General features: G+C 54.2%; 23 protein-coding genes. 7 read left to right on the top strand and 16 right to left on the bottom strand.

Translation table 11 applies throughout. The features are described from left to right. Positions 1-89: 89 nt before the first annotated feature. From hypE to hypA, 6 genes are all read right to left on the bottom strand, one after another. Entirely contained in the window at positions 90-1100 is a 1011-nt protein-coding gene (gene hypE, locus SYN_RS11250) for a hydrogenase expression/formation protein HypE (protein ID WP_011418262.1), read from the bottom strand. Between the two features lie 57 nt (positions 1101-1157). After that, a complete protein-coding gene (gene hypF / locus SYN_RS11245; protein ID WP_041585038.1) occupies positions 1158-3458 on the bottom strand; it encodes a carbamoyltransferase HypF in 2301 nt (766 codons plus the stop codon). Then, entirely contained in the window at positions 3455-4114 is a 660-nt protein-coding gene (gene hypB, locus SYN_RS11240; protein WP_011418260.1) for a hydrogenase nickel incorporation protein HypB, read from the bottom strand. The genes hypF and hypB overlap by 4 nt, the downstream gene beginning before the upstream one ends. 35 nt (positions 4115-4149) lie before the next feature. Continuing rightward, positions 4150-5256: a hydrogenase formation protein HypD gene (hypD, locus tag SYN_RS11235; RefSeq protein WP_011418259.1), complete on the bottom strand. Its 1107-nt coding sequence runs from the start codon at positions 5254-5256 to the stop codon at positions 4150-4152. Continuing rightward, positions 5243-5473 carry a HypC/HybG/HupF family hydrogenase formation chaperone gene (locus SYN_RS11230; protein WP_011418258.1) on the bottom strand — a complete coding sequence of 77 codons (231 nt, stop codon included), beginning with the start codon at positions 5471-5473 and terminating at the stop codon, positions 5243-5245. Before SYN_RS11230 ends, hypD begins: the two co-directional genes overlap by 14 nt. Before the next feature lie 183 nt (positions 5474-5656). Further along, entirely contained in the window at positions 5657-6001 is a 345-nt protein-coding gene (gene hypA, locus SYN_RS11225) for a hydrogenase maturation nickel metallochaperone HypA (RefSeq protein WP_011418257.1), read from the bottom strand. Positions 6002-6662: 661 nt separating this feature from the next. On the opposite strand from hypA, the gene SYN_RS11220 reads away from it, so the two are divergent. The 4 genes from SYN_RS11220 to yihA all read left to right on the top strand — a co-directional run bounded on the left by SYN_RS11220 (position 6663) and on the right by yihA (position 10001). Next, positions 6663-7256, top strand: coding sequence for a peroxiredoxin family protein (locus SYN_RS11220; protein ID WP_041585037.1), 594 nt, complete (start codon positions 6663-6665; stop codon positions 7254-7256). A gap of 15 nt (positions 7257-7271) precedes the next feature. Next, a complete protein-coding gene (locus tag SYN_RS11215; RefSeq protein WP_011418254.1) occupies positions 7272-7886 on the top strand; it encodes a peroxiredoxin in 615 nt (204 codons plus the stop codon). 88 nt (positions 7887-7974) lie between these two features. Next, positions 7975-9414 carry a sigma-54-dependent transcriptional regulator gene (locus SYN_RS11210; protein WP_083756531.1) on the top strand — a complete coding sequence of 480 codons (1440 nt, stop codon included), beginning with the start codon at positions 7975-7977 and terminating at the stop codon, positions 9412-9414. Next, a complete protein-coding gene (yihA, locus tag SYN_RS11205; RefSeq protein WP_011418252.1) occupies positions 9411-10001 on the top strand; it encodes a ribosome biogenesis GTP-binding protein YihA/YsxC in 591 nt (196 codons plus the stop codon). The genes SYN_RS11210 and yihA overlap by 4 nt, the downstream gene beginning before the upstream one ends. A 204-nt stretch (positions 10002-10205) precedes the next feature. Here yihA and atpB read toward each other — a convergent pair whose 3' ends face one another. From atpB to SYN_RS11160, 9 genes are all read right to left on the bottom strand, one after another. After that, positions 10206-10859 carry a F0F1 ATP synthase subunit A gene (gene atpB / locus SYN_RS11200; protein WP_011418251.1) on the bottom strand — a complete coding sequence of 218 codons (654 nt, stop codon included), beginning with the start codon at positions 10857-10859 and terminating at the stop codon, positions 10206-10208. A 3-nt stretch (positions 10860-10862) separates the two neighbouring features. Beyond that, entirely contained in the window at positions 10863-11255 is a 393-nt protein-coding gene (locus SYN_RS11195) for an ATP synthase subunit I (protein ID WP_158302971.1), read from the bottom strand. Further along, on the bottom strand, positions 11215-11520 hold the full coding sequence (locus SYN_RS11190; RefSeq protein ID WP_011418249.1) for an AtpZ/AtpI family protein: 306 nt from the start codon (positions 11518-11520) through the stop codon (positions 11215-11217). The genes SYN_RS11195 and SYN_RS11190 overlap by 41 nt, the downstream gene beginning before the upstream one ends. A gap of 75 nt (positions 11521-11595) precedes the next feature. Then, entirely contained in the window at positions 11596-12564 is a 969-nt protein-coding gene (locus SYN_RS11185) for a GDP-L-fucose synthase family protein (RefSeq protein ID WP_011418248.1), read from the bottom strand. A gap of 13 nt (positions 12565-12577) precedes the next feature. Beyond that, on the bottom strand, positions 12578-13612 hold the full coding sequence (gmd, locus tag SYN_RS11180; protein WP_011418247.1) for a GDP-mannose 4,6-dehydratase: 1035 nt from the start codon (positions 13610-13612) through the stop codon (positions 12578-12580). Further along, a complete protein-coding gene (gene hemL / locus SYN_RS11175; protein ID WP_011418246.1) occupies positions 13609-14907 on the bottom strand; it encodes a glutamate-1-semialdehyde 2,1-aminomutase in 1299 nt (432 codons plus the stop codon). Before hemL ends, gmd begins: the two co-directional genes overlap by 4 nt. Beyond that, positions 14904-15368, bottom strand: a complete 465-nt coding sequence (locus SYN_RS11170) for a siroheme decarboxylase subunit beta (RefSeq protein WP_041585673.1) — start codon at positions 15366-15368, stop codon at positions 14904-14906. Before SYN_RS11170 ends, hemL begins: the two co-directional genes overlap by 4 nt. A 58-nt stretch (positions 15369-15426) precedes the next feature. Next, entirely contained in the window at positions 15427-15837 is a 411-nt protein-coding gene (locus SYN_RS11165) for a peptide chain release factor family protein (protein WP_011418244.1), read from the bottom strand. A 25-nt stretch (positions 15838-15862) separates the two neighbouring features. After that, positions 15863-16366 carry a transcription termination/antitermination protein NusG gene (locus tag SYN_RS11160; protein WP_011418243.1) on the bottom strand — a complete coding sequence of 168 codons (504 nt, stop codon included), beginning with the start codon at positions 16364-16366 and terminating at the stop codon, positions 15863-15865. A gap of 328 nt (positions 16367-16694) precedes the next feature. On the opposite strand from SYN_RS11160, the gene SYN_RS11155 reads away from it, so the two are divergent. Beyond that, positions 16695-18290 carry an NAD(P)/FAD-dependent oxidoreductase gene (locus tag SYN_RS11155; protein ID WP_041585035.1) on the top strand — a complete coding sequence of 532 codons (1596 nt, stop codon included), beginning with the start codon at positions 16695-16697 and terminating at the stop codon, positions 18288-18290. 25 nt (positions 18291-18315) lie between these two features. Here the strand turns inward: SYN_RS11155 and ribD are convergent, their stop codons facing one another. Continuing rightward, entirely contained in the window at positions 18316-19458 is a 1143-nt protein-coding gene (gene ribD, locus SYN_RS11150) for a bifunctional diaminohydroxyphosphoribosylaminopyrimidine deaminase/5-amino-6-(5-phosphoribosylamino)uracil reductase RibD (RefSeq protein WP_011418241.1), read from the bottom strand. A 172-nt stretch (positions 19459-19630) separates the two neighbouring features. Here ribD and SYN_RS11145 point away from each other — a divergent pair, with 172 nt between their 5' ends. Beyond that, positions 19631-19819, top strand: a complete 189-nt coding sequence (locus SYN_RS11145; protein WP_041585034.1) for a hypothetical protein — start codon at positions 19631-19633, stop codon at positions 19817-19819. After that, the gene (locus SYN_RS11140) at positions 19812-20267 is read left to right on the top strand and encodes a dTDP-4-dehydrorhamnose 3,5-epimerase family protein (protein ID WP_011418239.1); all 456 of its coding nucleotides are present in this window, start codon (positions 19812-19814) and stop codon (positions 20265-20267) included. The genes SYN_RS11145 and SYN_RS11140 overlap by 8 nt, the downstream gene beginning before the upstream one ends. The last annotated feature ends 12 nt before the right edge of the window (positions 20268-20279 follow it).

Raw genomic sequence — 20279 nt, 5'->3', positions numbered from 1 at the left:
AGGGCGATCATGGGGCGGCCAGACGCCGTCCCATGCAGACGCTTCTCTGAATGAAAGGATAGTACCGATTTTGTTGTCAAAAGGGAGAATCAGCAGATCCTCGGGACCAGCTCTCCCAATGGCAGGTCCACAACGCGGGAGCCACCGACGGATGTGTTCAGAATGAGCCCTTCGCCGTTCCTCTTCCCGACAAAGCCGATGAGGGCGGCGTCGCGGCCGTACTCATGGTTTTTCATTTTGTCAAGGATCAGGCAGGCATCGGCAGGGGAACAGAAAACGGCCACCTTGCCTTCATTGGCTAGAAAAAGAGGGTCGAAGCCCAATATTTCGCAGATCCCCCTGACTTCTTCCCGGACAGGCAGTTTCGTTTCCTCAATCGTGATGCGGAAACCGGATTGTGCGGCAATTTCGGCAAGGATCGCCCCGAGTCCCCCACGGGTGGGATCCCGCATGCAGTGGACATTCGGAGAGGCTTCCAGGATCGACCCGATGAGGCCGTTAAGCGGCGCCGAATCGGAGCGGATTTCTGATATCAAGCCCAGTTCCCGGCGTTTGCTGAGGACCGTGGCTCCGTGGTCGCCGATCGTCCCGCTCACGATAACCGCATCGCCGGGTTCGATGCTTGCCACAGAAAGGGGCGAAGGGTACTCGATGATGCCGACGCCGGAGGTGTTGATGAAGAGACCGTCGGCGGCCCCGCGGGCCACAACCTTTGTATCGCCAGTCACGATGGAAACACCGGCCTTTTGAGCCGCTTCCGCCATGGAGCGGGAAATACGGCGGAGATCCTCCATGGGAAACCCTTCTTCGAGAATGAAGCCGGCGCTCATCATCAACGGTTTTCCGCCGCAGACGGACAGATCGTTAATGGTTCCATGGACCGCCAGGGAGCCGATATCGCCGCCGGGGAAGAAGAGCGGATCGATGACGTAGGAATCCGTCGTGAAGCAGAGCTTCCTGTCGCCCAGGGTGATAACGGCGCTGTCTTCCAGTCGTTCGAGACAGGCATTCCTGAAAAGGGGAAGAAAAATCCCAGTCACGAGTTCGTGGCTGAGCAATCCTCCCCCACCATGTTCCAGAAGAATTCGATCATGATCCATCGGGCTATAACCTTTTTCCTTTATTGCGTTTTTGTATTCAATGGCCGTTTCCTGTTTTTACCGTCCTGCCTCTTGCCTTTCCATGCGTGCGGCGGCCGCAACGGCCTGGCCCAGGGCAATGCAGCCATCGTTCGGCGGCAGGTCTCTGTGGAGGTAAACCGCAAACCCTTCCTGCTCCAATTCCCGAGCCACACTGTCGAGAAGTATCCGGTTCTGAAAACAACCGCCGCTCAGGACTGCCTTTTCAATTCCGGTCCGCATGCGGATCTTTGCCGTCACGGCCGCCAAAGCCCGACTGAGGGTCCGATGGAAATCGGAAGCGATCTTCTGCGGCTCTCTCCCTGACAGTTGTTCCTGGACAATGGCGCGGATCAGAGGTCGGAGATCGAGGACGATCCGGTCCCCTTCAAAAATATCGAAGGTATAGGTTTTTTCTGCAGGTGCAGACGCCATGGCCTCCAATGCCATGGCCGCCTGTCCTTCGAAGTTCACGACCTGGCGGATTCCCAGAAGAGCGGCCACGGCGTCGAACACCCGACCGAGGCTGGATGTTGGGGGACTGTTCAAACCGTGGGCCATCATCTTATCCAGAAGTTCGAAGTGCGGTGCATGGTCCTTCAGGGGGAGATTTCCAGCGATTTCCCGCCAGAACTCTCCATAGCTTTCCCGCAGGAGGCTGACCGCCGCGCGCCATGGCTCCCGGACCGCCCTGTCCGAACCGGGAAGCGGATAGGGCCTCAGGTGTCCCGCCCGCTGAAAGTCCACCTCATCCGCCAGGAGGAACTCGCAGCCCCAGGCCGTTCCGTCTGTTCCGTAACCCGTTCCGTCCATCGCCAGGCCGATCACCTTGCCGGTGAGGCCGTTTTCGGCCATGGCGCTGACGATATGGGCGTGGTGATGCTGGATTCGGAGAACAGTCCGGTGGGGCAGCTCTTCCGCCAGGCGGGTCGTGTAATAGGCGGGGTGAAGATCGCAGGCGAGCACATCGGGTCGACACTGGGCGATCCGTTCCATGAGCTGGAGGCTTTCCTGGTGGAATTTTCGAGCCTCCGGGGTGTCCATGTCGCCGATATGGGGACTGAGATAGGCAAGATTTCCCTTGAGAATGCAGAGCGTTGTCTTGAGCTGGGGGCCGAGGGCCAGCACGTTGGGACAGGAGCGCAGAAGAGGAATCGGCTTCGGGGCATAGCCGCGGGAGCGGCGGATCATGAAGGTCTTCCCTTGAGTGACGGTCGCCACGGAGTCATCGCAGCGTACCAGGATGTCCCTGTTGTGCAAGAGATAGGCGTCGGCAATCCCTTTCAGGCGTTTCAGGGCTTCGCGGTTCCCGATGCAGATGGGCTCGTCGCTCTGATTGGCGCTGGTCATCACGAGGGCGGAGAGCGTATTTTCCAGAAGCAGATAATGCAGGGGCGTGTAAGGCAGCATGATGCCCCGGTCAGGAACCCCCGGCGCTACGGAGGGTGCGATTTCCTTTGCCCCTCGCTTGCGGCAGAGGACAATGGGGCGCTGCGGAGAAAAAAGGAGCTTCCGCTCCCTGTCGCCGATTTCAGCGATTTTCGAAGCCGCTTCAAGGTCACGCACCATCACGGCCAGCGGCTTTTCCTCACGGTATTTCCTGCTGCGCAGGCGCCTGACGGCCCCCTCGTCTGTCGCATCCACTGCAAGATGAAAACCACCGAGTCCCTTTACGGCCAGGATTTTCCCCTTGCTCAACAGTTCAATCGCCTTCGCGATGGGATCGTTGAAATCGTCCGAAAAAGGGGTCCCGTTTTCATCGGTGAGCCAGAGTTTCGGTCCGCAGGAAGGGCAGGCATTGGGTTCGGCATGGAACCGGCGGTTTGCGGGATTTTCATACTCTGCGCGGCACTGTGGACAAAGGGGGAAACAGGCCATGGAGGTCTTTTCCCGGTCGTAGGGGACATCCCGGATGATGGTCAGGCGGGGGCCGCAGTCCGTGCAGTTGATGAAGGGATAGCGATACCGGCGATCCCCGGGGTCCCGGAATTCCCGCAGGCAGTTTTCGCAGACGGCAATATCGGGGGCAATGAGGACGGCTTTATTGCCCTCCGCCCTGCTGCTGATGATCTGGAATTCGGTTTCTCCCAGAAGGGAGACATCCGTGTTTGACAGCGCAGTCAAGGCGGCCGCGGGAGGGAGCTCTTTCGGGACTGCGGAGAGGAACGCTTCAATCTGCGGAGCAGTTCCCTCGACCTCGGCAACCACCCCTTCCGGGATGTTGCACACAAAGCCGCCGAGACTGTAGTTGGTCGCCATTCTATAAATATAAGGGCGGAATCCCACTCCCTGGACGATGCCGGTGAAAAGGCAGCGGACGCGCCTTATCTTTCTGCTCATGAATTGCGAAAGGCCTCGATCTGTCCGGCAAGCCATGAATACCAGCCTTCCAGGCCTTCGTCATTCCTGCAGGAGACTTCAAAAATCTTCAAATCCCGATTCAGGGACAGGGCGGTGCGCTTTGCCCTTTCCAGGTCGAAATCCACGTAGGGGAGAAGATCCATTTTGTTGAGGATCAACACAGAGGATTCCTGAAACATGAGGGGATATTTCGCAGGCTTGTCCGCTCCTTCGGGGGTGCTCAGAATCATCACCTTGGCGTTTTCCCCGATCTTGAACTCTGCTGGACAGACAAGATTGCCCACATTCTCGGTGATGAGCAGGTCGATCTCATCCAGGTTGAGGGCGGGGAGGGCGTCCCGGATCATGTTGCCGTCAATGTGACAGGCTCCTCCCGTATTGATCTGGACGGCGGGAATCCCCAGAGCCGATACCCGGTCGGCGTCGCAGGTGTCCTGAATGTCCCCTTCGATGACGGCGATCCGGTACCTGTCCTTGAGTGCCAGAATCGTCTTTTCCACGAGAGATGTCTTTCCCGCACCGGGCGAGCTCATGAGGTTGATGACGTAGATTTTTTTCCTGTCGAAGAGCCCGCGGTTGTCATTGGCGATCCGCTCATTGGCATCGAGGACATTCTTGACGACGGTTACTTTCATGGAGCATCTCCTTTATTTCCGTAACGGAATTTCCGTTACGATTTTCGGTTATGGATTTCATATTTCAGGTATGCCGCGCAGGTCCCCTCGCTGGACACCATGCAGGGCCCCACCGGGTTTGCCGGAGTGCAGACTTTTCCGAAAAGGCGGCATTCCTCTGGGGAGATCACGCCCCGCAGGATTTCACCGCATCGGCACGCTTCAAATTCGATGGAACGGATCTCAGGCAGGTTTCCTTTTCTTAGTGCGTCGAAGTCAGCATACCTCTCCCGGATGAAAAGACCGCTCTGGGGGATTCTTCCCAGTCCCCTCCACTCTGCCTCCCTTGTTTCGAAGACCTCGCCCATCATGTTCAGGGCCTGGGGATTTCCCTCCCTGTTTACCCCCCGGGCATACTGGATGGCGACCTCGAACCGCCCTTCCTGAAGCTGGCGCAGGATCATGAGGATGCCTTCGAGAATGTCCACCGGTTCAAAACCGGTGATCACGGCAGCCCGTCCTGTTTCCGGGATGCGCTTATAAGCATCGACGCCGGTGATGACGCTGACATGGCCGGGACAGATAAAGCCGTCAATGGAGAGTTCGGGATCCTCGATGAGGGCGGAGATCGCCTGCGGGACGGTCTTGTGTACGGAAAAGACGGAATAGTTGTTCAGCCCTTTAAGCCCGGCTTTGCGGATAGCTGATGCCACGGTCGGCGCCGTTGTTTCGAAGCCGATTCCCATGAAAACAACCTCCTTTTCCGGGTTCTCTTCAGCGAGGCGAAGGCTGTCCAGGGTCGAAGAGACAATGCGCACATCCGCCCCTGCCGCGCGAAGCCGCTGGAGACTTCTGCCGCCCGTTCCGGGAACGCGGAGCATGTCGCCGAAGGTGGCGAAGACGACATGAGGCCGATCCGCCAGATACAGGGCTCGGTCAACGTCATGGATGGAGGTGACGCAGACGGGGCATCCGGGGCCGGAGATGAGGCGGATGTTTTCGGGAAGGAGCCTGCGGATTCCAAAGCGCCCGATGGCGTGCGTGTGAGTGCCGCAGATCTCCATCAGGCTGATCCGACGGCCGACCCGGGCTGCCAGCGCCGCCACGGCATCGAGAAGGTGCCGAACGAGATCGGGATCCCGGTATTCGTCAATAAATTTCACGATCGATAATCTCTTTCAGCAAAGCAAGGTTCTCCAGCGCCAGCTTTTCATCGATCCGGTGGATGGCGTACCCGGCGTGACAGATGACATAGTCGCCCACGGTGACCTTTTCATCGATGATGTCAAGGCAGACCTCGCGCCGCGTTCCGTTGATGTTGATCACGGCGAAATTATCCTGATCGATGGTCAGAATTTTACCGGGAAAGGCGATGCACATAAATAAATCTCCAAGACATCTTTATATTAACCTGCAAAAAACAAATAACTCTCAATAAATGGAAACGGATCAGTTGATATATTAAAAGAACTTCGAAATCCATGCAGAGCTCAACCCGTTTCCGAAAAGTCTCCCGAACTTCCCGTTGAGTTTTGTAAACTATTTTTATCACAGAACGACGGGTCAATCCACGTCGAGTTCAAGAAGACGAAGTTCCTCTGTCCCGCCTGCAAGCAGCACATTTTCAGAGCCGCATTCCGGACAGGAGGCCTCAACGTATTCCACCTCGGTGTCTTCTCCGCAGTTCAGGCAGGAAATCACAATCGGCAGGAAATCGATTTCGAGGGTTGCTCCTTCGGAGCGGGTCTCCCTGGACAGCACCTCGAAGGCAAACCGGAGGCACTGAAGATCTACACCGGACAGCCTGCCGCAGGAAAGACGCAGGTTGTTGACGCGTCGAAAACCGTCTTGTGCCGCATAATCCTCGATGATATCCAGAATCGATGAAACGAGAGACAGTTCATGCATGAGTTTTTATCGGCCGAATGCCGTGGCGGCCGGGTTCCTCACCTCATAACCTTTTTTAATAACGTTCATAATCAGGAATTAATAACGGGAAGCTGCTCCCGGCTCATGGGGGATCGTCCCGAATTTCTTTTCGGTGTGTCGACCGGATAGATCTTTCATGGCAGATCAGGATCATGGACTACAGGAGCAGATGCAGACGGTGGGAATTTCAGGTCGACCCTTTACCGGTTCATCATACCAGAGTTATGCGGAAACATGAACAAAAATAAAGAGGTGAAGCCCATGGCTCACAATACAGGATAAATCTGGTCTTTGCCGGCTGAGCGCGGTCAGATGATCTGTCGGCTTCAAAAATTATGCGGACACCATGTGACAGAATGAACAGAATGCGGGAAAAGCTCGACGCAGGGAATGGTCCATCCGGACCTTGCAGTTTTCCAATAATGGTTTATATTAAGAAAAATTACAGAAATCCATTTTCCCCGTGAAACTCTTTCCTCGAGAAAAGCAGCCACTCTTGATATTTAAAATACAATCTCCTCTGTTAAACAAAATTTCGACCACTTTTTCTTCACAAAAATATCAGGCAGAAATCGTCAATAGTAATTATGATGTCAATCATGTAAAACAGACTTTATTTTTGCGGAGAGGAGGAAGAATTATGAAACGTTTCTGGTCCTTTTATTTGTTGTGGCTCGCCCTTTTCCTGACGATTGTTGGAGGCCGGGCTCTTGCGGTTTCTCCGCCCCAGGTCGGAGGGGTGCTGCCGGAGTTTGAACTGGCTGTACCAAAGGATGCCGCGGAAAAGAATTATCTGGGGCTTACCCGCGGTCTTCCGCTATTTGGGAAGGAAACCTTCAAGATTCAGCAGATTAAAGCGGATGTTGTCATTCTGGAAATCTTCAGCATGTATTGTCCCCATTGTCAGGCCGAGGCTCCCAAGGTGAATGACTTGTATGCAAAAATAAATAACACCCCGTCTTTGCGGGGAAAGATCAAGATAATCGGGATTGGAATAGGCAACAATGTTTATGAGGTCGGGACATTCAAAAAAAAGTATAAAATTCCATTTCCTCTGTTTACCGACGAGGACTTTTCCCTCCATAAAAAGTTCGGCGAGGTCAGAACGCCCTATTTTATTGTGATCCGAAACTATCCCAAAGGATCATACCGGATTGTCTATTCTCAGCTCGGAGCTTTCGGGGAGGTCGATCAATTTTTAAGTCAGGTCATCAAACTGACGGGCATTAAATAAGGCAGGGGGTGAACTATGAAAAGATATATCTGCGGATTTTCTTTGTTTTTTGCTGTAGCCGTATTGTCCTTTTTCAATGCTCCCACGGCTTACAGTATTTCGGATGTTTACAAAGGAAATATTTATAATCCAGGCATTCTGAAGCCCGTGGACAGCGCACTGAAAGTCAAGGTCGGAGATGTGGCTCCGGATTTTACTCTGAAGGCGGTTTCCGGCGAGACCATTTCCCTGAAGGATTATCGGGACAGGAAGAATGTAGTGCTTTCCTTTGTCCCTGCAGCCTGGACCCCCGTCTGCTCCGATCAGTGGCCTGGCTATAACATCGTCAAGGATCTCTTCGACCAGAATGACGCGATCCTGCTCGGGATCAGTGTAGACAATCTTCCGACACTCTTTTCCTGGACCAATCACATGGGAGTCTTGTGGTTTCCCGTTCTTTCCGACTTTTATCCCCACGGCGCGGTGGCGTCCTCTTTAGGAATCCTTCGTTCCGACGGGATGGCTGAAAGGGCTCTGTTTATTATCGACAAGCAAGGGATCATCCGGTATATCTACGTTCGTGACATCAACATGAGGCCGCCCCTGGATGTCATAATCAAGGAGTTGGAAAAGCTGAAAGAGGCGTCATGAAGAAAATATCGGGAAAAGCGCGGCAAAAAATACGTCAGGACCGCATCTCAAAAGGATCTTGTGAAATTTAATGCAAAACAGAGGAAGCATGGCAAAAGTTCTTGTGATCGATGAGGATCGTTCAACCCTTGCGAGACTTGAGCTCCTGCTGACGAAGGATGGGTACGAGACCGTTACGGCTTCGACCGGGACCGATGGTTTGAACCGCTATGTGGAAAGATATCCCGATCTGGTCATACTGGACGTTTTTCTCTCTGATGTAGGCGGATTTACGGTTCTTGAGGAATTGCTGGAAGAAAATGAACAGGCCATGGTGATCCTGATGACAGCCCAGCTCGACATGGAGACCGCTATCCGGGCCATGAAGCTGGGCGCCTTCGATTATGTTCCCAAGACGGCCGATATGGCCGAACTTTTATCGGTCGTTCACAAGGCCTCGAATACGCTGGAGACTGACCGTCAGCAGGGCGGACTGTCGGGAGAAGCCTTCCGGAACTACAAAGCCGGGGATATTATCGGCGCCGGAAGGGAAATGAGGGAAATCTTCAAAATGGTCGGCGTACTCTCCAGGAGTCGGGCGACGGTCCTGATTGAAGGCGAAAGTGGAACGGGGAAGGAACTGGTGGCAAAAGTCATCCACAAGCATACTTCGTCCAATGAGCCCTTCATTGCCGTCAACTGTTCCGCCATTGTCGAAACCCTTCTGGAATCGGAATTATTCGGTCATGAGAAAGGCTCCTTCACCAGCGCCTTCAACCGGCAACTGGGGAAATTTGAGCTGGGACGATACGGGACGGTTTTCCTGGATGAAATCAGCGAAATGTCCATCAATCTTCAGGCAAAACTGCTCCGTGTTCTTCAGGAAATGGAGTTTGAGCGTGTGGGGGGCAAGGATAAAATCCAGGTCCATGCCCGGATCATCACGGCGACGAACAAGAATCTCCGCACGCTGGTCCGGGAGGGGAAATTCCGAGCCGATCTCTATTATCGGCTCAATATCGTTTCCCTCAAAATTCCTCCCCTGAGGGAGAGACAAGAAGATATCCCCCTGCTGGTCAATCACCTGATTGCCAAGATTGGCAGGGACCTGAGCAGACGGATTTCCGGCGTATCGGAAGAGGTGATGGAGGCCTTTCTGCGGTATACCTGGCCCGGGAATGTGCGTGAACTGGAAAATCTGCTGGTCAGAGCCGGCGTGATGGCCAAAGGCAGGATTCTTGATAAAAGTGATTTTCCCGAACTTTTTAAAGAATCCGGGAAGATTGGTGCAATGAATGAACCCGGGTCGGATGAGTATGATGATTTCGGCAGGCTTCTGACTCTGGACGATGTGGAAGAACGATACATAAGGAAGGTACTGCAACTGGAAAGGGGAAAGAACAAGGGAGAACTTTGCGATATTCTGGGAATATCCCGTCCGACTTTCGAACGGAAGCTGGAAAAATACGGGATTTCCTTCGAGCGTGACGGAATCGATCAGGGTCTTTCAGCGAACCTTTCCGAAGTTGAGGAAAAGATCAGGCAATGAAGATCGTGACCGTCGAATTTGTCAAGAGTGCGACTTTGCCGTCCGGCTATCCTCCGGGGAGCCTGCCGGAGGTGGCGTTTGTCGGGAGGTCCAATGTAGGGAAATCCTCGCTGATCAATACCCTTCTGCGCAGAAAACAGCTTGCCCGGACAAGCAATACGCCGGGGCGAACCCAGCTTATCAATTTTTTCAATGTCAATCAGGAACTGCTGTTTGTCGATCTTCCCGGATACGGTTTTGCCCGGGTACCCGAGGCGGTCAAACGGGAATGGGGACCCATGATCGAAACGTACCTGAGAGATCGGGAATGCCTTAGGATGGTCGTTTTTATTCTCGATATCAGAAGAGATCCGTCGCAGGAAGATCTCGCGTTGAAGGGGTGGCTGGATTATTATGGCCGCAGGACCCTGTTTGTCCTGACGAAAAGTGACAAACTGTCCCGAGGGGAGAGTAAAAGAAGACAACGTTCTGTTCAGGAATCGCTGGCCCTTCCTGAGATGCCGCTGATCTTTTCAGCGAAAACCGGATTGGGACGGGAACGAATCCTGGAGGAAATCAGAAAAGCAAAAGGCGAAGCACGGTCCTGACTGACGCCTGCTGCCCGGATTGCATTTCCGAAGATACCGGAACTGCAGGGAAAAGCCGCCGGGACGATATCGTACCGATTTCGGAATGCATCTTCCGATTTTTTCAGATCGGCTTTAAAAAAGTGAAAGGGACAGGCTTGGGGGCCTGTCCCTTTCTTGATGAAAATTTTACAGAGTTGTATCGATGGTTGGATCGACGAGGTCTTAGTGCGCTTCCTCCATGGCTCCGGCGATATACATCATGGACAGGAGCATGAAGACCAGGGTCTGGATGAGGGAAATGAAGACTTTCAGGAACAGAATGGGCACGGGAACCAGAAAGGGTGCCAGCAGGAACAGCACGGCGACGACAATATGTCCACCCTCGATATTTCCGAAGAGTCGAATGGAGAGTGACAAGGGACGAACAAGATGGCTGATGAGTTCGATGGGGATCATCAGGGGGACCAGCCACCATACGGGTCCCATGAACTGCTTGATATATTTTCCGCCATGAACCTTGATTCCCACATAGTGCGTCAGAATGAAGACCACAACCGCCATGGCGGCGTTGGTGTTCAGATTCGCCGTGGGGGATTCAAAGCCGGGGACAAGACCAAGAAGGTTGGATACGAGAATGAAGAGGCCGATGGTGGCAATAAGGGGGAAGAACTTCTTGCCTTCATGGCCCATGGTATCCGTCACCAGGGAATCAAACCCGCCAATAACCACTTCCATGAAGCTCTGGAATGAACCGGGCAGTATCTCCATGCCGCGCCTTAAAAGCAGGCCGCACAGGATCAGCAAAGCCATGATAAACCAGGCATACACCACGTGCGATGGTACGTAGGGATTTGCAAGAAACGACAGAGAATGCATTGTTTAACTAACCTCCATAAAATTTTTTTTATGAAACGCCATGATGACGGTGAACACGATATTGATAACCACGATGGAAAGACCTAAAAGCAGACCGATGACATCCGCCACCTTATAAGCAATGATGAGGTAAAGGAAAGCAGCGGTCACGGCAAGCCGGATGCAGTATTTGAAAAGGATGACTGCTCGGGATCCATCCATAAGGCGTTGAAACGTGTTGCGGAGGTCCTGATGAAGCCAGTAAAAATTGATGATGCTGATCATTCCTCCCAGCAGCACTCCCAGTGAGAAGCGAAAAGACTGCAGGGCGGAACTGCCAAGAAGAAAAAAAGCCAGAACCACCCAGTTGGTGATTTCAAGTTTTTTCTGGAGGGGGTTTTTCTCTATCGGATTCACTCTGTATGCCGTCCGTATCTGATTTTTCATCAGCGGAAAACTTATTAATGACGTAGATGAGATTTCGGAATCCGCCCGCGATACCGAGAAGCAGGAAAACGATTGTAAAAATCAGCCCTGTTCCGAACTTATGATCCAGGTATCTGCCCAGATACAGACATCCAAAGATGGCCAGCACCATCGCTATGCCTGCACTGCTGGCATAGGCGAACTGGATGAGCATTTTCTGGGGGCCTTTTCCTCTTTGCGGTGTGCTACCTACCATGATTCCATTCCTGAAGTCAACCAGAAAGCAGAGAATAAATGATATAGGTTTAAATTTTATTCCTGCATATTTTTCCTACAGAATCAACTTTGTGCCGAGTTCCCGGCTCCTCTGTTCAACATACCAGTCGATGGTTTTTTTCAACCCCAGGCGAAAGTCGGTTTTAGCCTGAAATCCGAATTCTTCATAAGCCCGACGGGTGTCCAGCATCCGTCGGGGCTGACCATCCGGACGGGAGCTGTCCCAGACGATCCGACCCGTGAATCCGGTCAATTCCGCGATGAGCGTCACCAGGTCACGGATGGATATTTCAAAACCGGCGCCGATATTGACCGGTTCACTTTTATCGTACTTTTCCGCGGCCAGAACGATGGCTTCCGCCGCGTCTTCGACATAGAAGAATTCCCGTGTGGCCTGTCCCGTTCCCCAGACCATGATTTCCTCTTCTTTTTGCAGCCGGGCGTCAACACATTTTTTGATCAGGGCCGGAATGACGTGCGAGGACTGGGGGTCGAAGTTGTCTCCGGGTCCGTAAAGGTTGACCGGAAGCAGGAAAATGGCGTTGAAGCCATATTGCTGCCGATAAGCCTGAGCCTGGACCAGCATCATTTTCTTGGCGAGTCCGTAGGGGGCATTGGTTTCTTCCGGGTAGCCGTTCCAGATATCCTCTTCTTTAAAGGGAACGGGGGTGAATTTGGGATACGCGCAGATGGTTCCGATGCCGACAAACTTTTCAATTCCCTGGGCCCAGCCTTCATGAAGCAGTTGGACGCCCATCATCAGATTTTCATAGAAAAGGGTTGCCGGATTGGCCTGATTGAACCCGATTCCCCCGACCTTGGCAGCGAGATGAATCACGATATCCGGCTTTACCTCACCGTACATCTTCCGGATATCATCCTGATGAACCAGATGATATTCGGGGAGGTCCACGATGATGATTTGACGACAGCCTCGTTCCTGCAGGCGGGAAATCAGATGCTTTCCCAGAAATCCCTTGCCGCCCGTCACCGCGATGCGCTTATCCGTAAAGTCTGTCGGCATGAATCCTCCTTTATTAAATGCAGAGATGCGGGTTCAGATTGCAGGAGTAACCGGCGTCCGTCAGCGTTTTCTCCCGCTGAGCGAGTTCCAGGTCCGCGGCGATCATCATTTCGACCAGTTCATCGAAGCTGACACGCGGCTTCCAGTTCAGGAGGCGTCTGGCTTTGGATGAGTCGCCGAGCAGAACGTCCACCTCCGTGGGGCGGAAGTAGCGGGGATCGATTTCCACATACTGATGGTAGTCGAGATCCAGCTTCTGAAAGACCTTCTCGGCAAACTCCCGGACGGAATGGGTTTCCCCCGTGGCGATTACGTAGTCGTCCGGCTTGTCCTGCTGGAGCATCAGCCACATGGCTTCCACATAATCGCCGGCAAAGCCCCAGTCTCTTTTTGCTTCCAGGTTGCCCAGATAGAGCTTGTCCCGAAGACCAAGCTTGATCTGGGTAGCACCCCGGGTGATCTTCCGGGTGACGAAGGTTTCACCCCGCCGGGGGGATTCATGGTTGAACAGGATTCCATTGCAGGCAAACAGCTTGTAAGCGTCCCGGTAATTCCTGACGACGTAATAGGCATAGACCTTGGCGGCGGCGTAAGGGCTTTGCGGCTGGAAAAGGGTCCCTTCATGCTGTGGAGGGGGGGCGGCCCCGAACATTTCACTTGAGGAAGCCTGATAAAAACGGGCCTTTACGCCGGTTTTCCGGATCGCCTCCAGGAGCCTGAGGGTTCCGAGGCCGGTGACGTCTCCCGTGTATTCGGGCATGTCGAAGCTGACCCGCACGTGGCTCTGGGCGCCGAGGTGATAGATTTCATCGGGACTGATGTCGTAGAGCATGTCAGTCAACTGACCGGAAACGGAGAGATCTCCGTAATGCAGATAAAGCCTGGCCTGAGGATCGTGGAAATCCTTGTACAGATGGTCGATGCGGTCCGTATTGAAGGTACTGGAGCGCCGGATCAGGCCGTGGACTTCATAGCCTTTCCCGAGGAGAAATTCAGCCAGATAGGAGCCGTCCTGTCCTGTAATGCCGGTGATAAATGCTTTTTTCATGGGTTACCTCCCAAAGTTTTTATGGTTTCAGCGCAGGCCTGCAGCGTTTTCTCTAAATCTTCATCGGAATGGGCAAAGGAAACAAAGGCCGCTTCGAAAGCGGACGGCGCAAGATAGACGCCCCGATCCAGCATGCCCTTGAAGAAGCGGGCATACCGTTCCAAGTTGCAGTGACTGGCTGTTTCGTAATCGAATACATCGGAATCCGTAAAGAACACCGTGAACAGGGAGCCTGCCCGGTTGATGCGTACAGGAAGCTCCGCGGTCCTGAAGAGTTTTCCCATGGCGGCGCAGAGGTCTGCCGTGCGCCTGTCCAAAGCGGCGTAGTCATCCCTCCGGCTGCGCAGCGTTTCCAGGGTGGCCAGCCCGGCCGACATGGCCAGGGGATTGCCGGAGAGGGTGCCCGCCTGGTAGACGGGTCCATTGGGGGCCAGAAAGTCCATGATTGTCCGTTTGCCGCCGAAGGCGCCGACGGGAAGTCCGCCACCGATGATCTTCCCCAGGCAGGTCAGGTCGGGTTCGAGGCGGCAGAGTTTCTGGAATCCGCCATAGGCAAGGCGAAAACCGGTGATGACCTCGTCAAAGATGAGGACGATCCCGGCCTTTCGGGTCAGTTCCCGGAGGGTTTCCAGAAATCCCGGCCGGGGGTTGACAACGCCCATGTTCGCCGCGACGGGTTCCACAATGACGCAGGCCAGTTCTTTGCCGTGGCGATCCACGGCTTTGCGGAAGGCTTCGTTGGAATTGAAAGGGACGGTGATCGTCAGTTCGGCGAGGCATGCCGGCACGCCGGGGCTGCCGGGGATTCCCAGGGTAGCGACTCCGGAACCGGCTTTGACCAGGAGCGAATCGCCATGGCCGTGATAACAGCCCTCGAATTTGAGAATTTTATCTCTGCCCGTGAATCCGCGGGCCAGGCGGATGGCGCTCATGACGGCTTCCGTGCCGGAGCTGACCATCCGGATCATCTCCATGGAGGGAAAGGCTTCAATAATGGTCCTCGCCAGGGCAATTTCTCCGGGGGTCGGAGCGCCGTAACTGGTTCCACGTTCGACGGCCTTCCGGATCGCCTCCACGACCTGCGGATGGCTGTGGCCAAGGATCATCGGACCCCATGATCCGACATAATCGATGTATTCCCTGCCGTCAATATCATAGATCCGGGAACCTTCTGCCCGGTCGATAAAACGGGGAACCCCTCCGACAGCCCGGAACGCCCTCACGGGACTGTTCACCCCGCCGGGAAGAAGACCTTCCGCGGTTTCAAAAAGTTGTTCCGATAAGGATTTTGTCATGTGAAATAGACCATGCTGCTTTTTTTATACTCGGTTTCGCTGACGAGGATCTGATAATCGTCAAGATCTGCCGCCTGCGCCATCTCCCGCACCTGATTCGCAATATCCGGATATTTCAGATGAACCATGGTAAAGAGATTGTATTTCCCTTCGAAAGAGGGCGTTCGTTCATAGCAGTGCGACACTTCGGGAAAAGAGGCCAGAATCTTTCCCGTAATCTCCATGCGCGATTCCGGAACAGACCAGACAACCATGGCGTTCTGCTTAAATCCCGCCTGACGATGCCGGAGAATGGCACCGATTTTGCGGATAATCCCTCGGTCGGCCAATTCCTGGATAATCCGGATCACGGTGTCCTCCGACAGGTTGAGGCGTTTCCCTAAAGCGGCAAAGGGTCGGGAATGCAGTGGAATATCACCCTGCAGGGCTTGAAGGATTTGCTGCTCATCCCGTGTCAGCACTATCCTTTCCCCTCGTTCCTTCTGATTTTCCGTCGGGAGATTTTGCTCCCCATGTCTGTCACGCATCCTCTGTTCCAACTTTTTCCCGGAGTTTCTTTCTTTCAGACTGCCGATGCTTCAACTCAAGGACTTTTTCCTGCGCCCGTTGCGAGCGGCGTCTTTTCTGTCTGCGGATTTTTTCGATCCGCGCCTTCTCCGCGGCGATCCGCCCCGTCTTCAGCCGTTCGATCCGATCGAGAAGCAATCGCCTGGCCAGCAGACGGTTCACGGTTTGAGAGCGGTCCTGCTGGCATTTAACGGAAAGGCCCGTGGGCAGGTGAACGAGATAGACGCAGGTTGCCGTTTTGTTGACATTTTGACCGCCGGGTCCTGAAGAGCGGATAAAAGTTTCCCGTAAATCGTCCTCTGAAATTCCAAGGCGGGCCATCCGCTGGGCGACGTCTTTTTCTTTTTCCGGTGAAATACTCATCTGTAAGGATATCGCGTCCCGGGGTTCATATCTTCTCGATCTGGGAACTGTCGAGTTTGATGGCCACGGACCGCTGGAGCAGTTCGATCGTGACGACAAAAAGATCCTTGTCGTAATCCGTTTTGATCACCGTGCCTTCTATGCCCTTGAATGGGCCGTCGACAATCCTGGCCGCTTCTCCCACATGCGGATACTGAAGATTCTGAACCTCAACCCTGGAATCCACGATGCGGCGAATCGCATCGATCTTGTCATCTGGGACGGGGATCGGAGCCGATCCGGTGGGCTTGCCGAGAATGCGGACAACGCCGAAGGTCTTCAGCACATCCAGCTTCGCCTGATTATCGAGACAGGGCATGTCAACGAATAGATATCCCGGGAAAAGGGGGGTCATAATCCTTTTCCGGCGATCTTTTCTTTTGCTCCAGACCTCGATCTTCGGTAGAAACGTGGTGATGGATTTCTGAACGAGACCGGTAAAGACTTTGTCTTCGTGACGGCTTCTTGTGTGAACCGCATACCAGGACATAACCGCATCCTCTAATTACATCATATTCCAAAAAAGACAAACCCAATGATCGACATGGAGAGAGCGGGCTGCCCGGAACAAACCCGCTCTTCCTTGTTTAATTTATGATATATTCAGCCGGTGTTTCCTTAAGAAAGGTCCACTCCGCAAGACTGTTTTCCAGAAATCGACTGCCGGTTCATTTCGGGCTGTCGCAGGGAATTCATCCTTCAAAGTGACTTCACCTTAATATAACACTTTATGGCAGCCAGAAAAACAATCTGTTTTATACTTGCATCGAGGCAATCTTTATAACAAAAATGCCTCCTTTTCAATGAGGAACTGGATTATGGAGATAAAAATCACAGATATTCCGCTGGCTCTGGGCGACGAAGAGAAAAAACTGCCGGCCGCGGCGGCGGACATCCTGGGCATTTCCATGGAAGCGATTTCCCACGTGAAAATTCTACGGAAATCCCTTGACGCGCGGCGGAACCGACCTCCCTGCTTTGTCTACGCCGTGGTGGTAGACCTCCCGGATTCGATTGATATACCGAATATCCAAGACAGTCGGGTTACGGTGGGTTCAGAAACGCCGGTCGTGAAAGAGACTGGAAAGCCTCTCCGGCGGATCGAGAAAAGGCCGGTGATCGTCGGTTCCGGTCCGGCCGGCCTTTTTGCATCCCTCGTTCTGGCCCGTGCCGGTGTGCCGGTGCTCCTGATCGAAAGGGGCAAGCCGGTGCCTGAACGTCTTCGGGATGTTCAGGATTTCTGGATCAGGGGGCATTTCCATCCGGAGAGCCATGTCCATTTCGGAGAAGGCGGCGCCGGCACTTTTTCCGACGGAAAGCTGACCAGCCGCGGGAAAAATCCCCGGACCGCCTGGGTCAGGAAAATCTTTGTTGAAATGGGCGCGCCTGCGGATATTCTCATCGAGGCGAAGCCTCATATCGGAACGGACCAATTGCGCAAGGTGGTTGTTCAAATGCGGAAGAATCTTCAGTCTCTCGGCTGTGAAGTCCGTTTCGGGGCAAAAATGACCGATCTGATCGTCCACGATGGAGTCATCTCCGGTCTGGTGATCAACGGCAGGGAGGAAATCGAAACCGGGCACATTCTCCTGGCTATCGGGCAGAGTGCTGATGATTCCTATCGCGTTCTCCATAAGAATGGTATCCGGCTTGTTCCCAAGCCCTTCGCCGCGGGGCTGAGGATCGAACATCCTCAGGCGCTGATCAACGAGATCCAGTACGGTCCCTGGGCCGGACATCCGGAACTGCCTCCTGCCGAGTACGTTCTGACCGCCCGGATTCCCTCTATCGACCGCTCGGTTTACACCTTCTGCATGTGTCCCGGCGGGCAGGTTATCGGCTGCAGCGCCATGGAAAAGGGCGTGATCACCAACGGGATGAGCAACTCCCGGCGGGACGGTCCCTTTGCCAACAGCGCCGTCGTGGTGAATATCCGCATAGAGGATTTTGCGGGGGAGTCGCATGATCCCCTGAGCGGGCTCCGCTTTCGGCGGTGCTGGGAAGAGGCGGCCTATGCGCTGGGCGGTGGAAATTATTATGCTCCAGTGCAGCGTCTGACTGATTTTCTTTGTGGTCGGTTTTCAACAGGAAAACTGAACACCAGTTTTCTTCCCGGTGTTACCTCGGCCTACCTGGATCGGGTTCTCCCCGGATTTGCCGTTGAGGCGCTCAAGCAGGGGCTGTTCATTTTTAATAATAAAATGCCGGGATTTATATCAGGAGAGGCGGTTTTGATCGGCGTGGAAACCAGGACCTCATCGCCTGTGCGCATCCTTCGGGGTGAAGACGGCCAGAGCGCTTCTGTCCGGGGGATTTTCCCCTGCGGCGAAGGCGCCGGGTACGCGGGCGGCATTGTCAGCTCGGCGCTGGATGGCATCCGGGCGGCGGAAATGCTGCTGCGTTCCTTACCTTAAAAAGTGGTTCTCTCGGGGGGTGAATTTACCGGAGGGGGATGATCGGTTTATCGGGGGGTGCAGGATGTGACGTTTCTGCCGGCCTGCGGAAACGGCTGTCAATGATGAGGTCATCGCCTTTGCGGTAAATTTTCCTGAAAACCAACCCGATGGCCTTTCCCATGCTGGTTATGTTCAGTTGCCCGACGGCTTCGATCCCCCGGCCTGAAATCTTGGGGGCGATGATGGCAATCAGGCGATCGGCAAGGTCTTGAGCCATCAGGGCGGTGAGAATTCCGGAGCCGCCTTCGACCAGCACCGAAGCGATGCCGCGGCTTCCCAGTTCCCGGAGAAGCCGGTTCAGGTCAATTCTTCCTGATGACTCTACAGGCAGAATGAGCGTTTCGATGCCGCGGTCGTTCAATTGGGAAAGCTTTTTCCTGTCCGCGTGATCGGTTGTCACCATCAGGGTTTTTGCCTGATCCTGCTCCTGAAGAATGCGCGCCGTCAGGGGTATCCGGAGGCGGCTGTCCAGAACGATCCGCAGGGGATTTTTCCCCCGAACCAGGCGGACGGTCAGCTCCGGGTCATCCGACAGAACCGTGCCGATGCCGACCAGGATTGCATCGTGGGCATGGCGCAGACGGTGAGCGAACCGTCTTGAAGGGGGTGAACTGATCCAGCGGGAATGGCCGGTTGACGTCGCGATCCTGCCGTCCAGGGTCTGGGCGTATTTCAGGGTCACGAAGGGGATTCGGAACTGGATGAATTTCAGGAAGGATTCGTTGATTTCCCGGCAGACCTCTTCGAGAACCCCGACGGTGACTTCGATGCCGTTGCGTTTCAAAATCCCGATTCCCCGGCCCGCTACGAGGGGGTTGGGGTCCGTCGTGCCGATGACGACCCGCTTCGGCCGGCAGGCGACGAGACGTTCAACGCAGGGCGGCGTTTTGCCGTAGTGGCTGCAGGGTTCGAGGGACACATAGATGGTCGAGCCCTCGGCCGATTCCTTTGCCCCGTTCAGGGCATTGATCTCCGCATGAGCCTCTCCGAATTTTCGATGATAGCCCTCTCCGATGATACGGTCGTTTTTGACGATGACCGAGCCCACCATCGGGTTGGGACTGACCCACCCTTCCCCTTTCCGGGCAAGCTGAAGGGCTCGCTTCATATAGAATTCATCGTTCAAACCGGTTTTCCCCCGCGATTCTCATCTTGCTTCGCACGACATAACAAAATCTTATGTCCCGTTGATTTTCCTCAGTTTTATAGGCTAACCCGCCGATGAAGTCAAGGATTCAGAGTTTTTATTGTTGAGGAATCACCAATATGATATAGGGCAGCGCTGTTGAAGTTCAGGAATGCTGAGGCAGGTTACGTGGCAAAAAACCGCGGCGAACAGAACCGGAAAGATTGCCTTGATCCGGGAAGTGAAGATCGAGCTGAGAGGAAGCGGCAGGCCGCGAAAATCGGCGGCGGTCAAAGCCTGTGAACGAAAGGCAGAGAGACCGGATACAGGGGAAGGCTTTAAGGAGAGAAACGATGATTGACGGCGTTCAAGTGAAAAAACTCCGGGTGATTCCCGATGAGCGGGGCCGATTGATGGAAATCCTGCGGGCCGATGACGGGATGTTCAAGGGGTTCGGTCAGGTTTATATGACGACGGCCTATCCCGGGGTCGTCAAAGGGTGGCATTACCACAAAAAGCAGTATGACAACATGGCGGTGGTCAAGGGGATGATGAAGATCGTTCTGTATGACAGCCGGGAAAATTCGCCGACGCGTGGCGAGGTCAACGTCTTTTTTGCCGGGGAATACAATCCCGTTCTCCTCCATATTCCACCGTTCGTCTATCATGGATTCAAATGCGTTTCCACGGAAGAGGCCATCGTCATCAACACGCCGACGGAGGTTTACAATTATGGCGAGCCTGACGAATTCCGCGTGCATCCCCACAATAACGACATTCCTTATAACTGGGATCGCGAAGACGGTTGAGATCCATACCGC

The sequence above is a fragment of the Syntrophus aciditrophicus SB genome (assembly GCF_000013405.1).
Classification (GTDB): Bacteria; Desulfobacterota; Syntrophia; order Syntrophales; family Syntrophaceae; genus Syntrophus; species Syntrophus aciditrophicus.
Note: the sequence above shows the minus strand (reverse complement) of the source record. Positions and strands in the feature narration are given on the sequence as shown.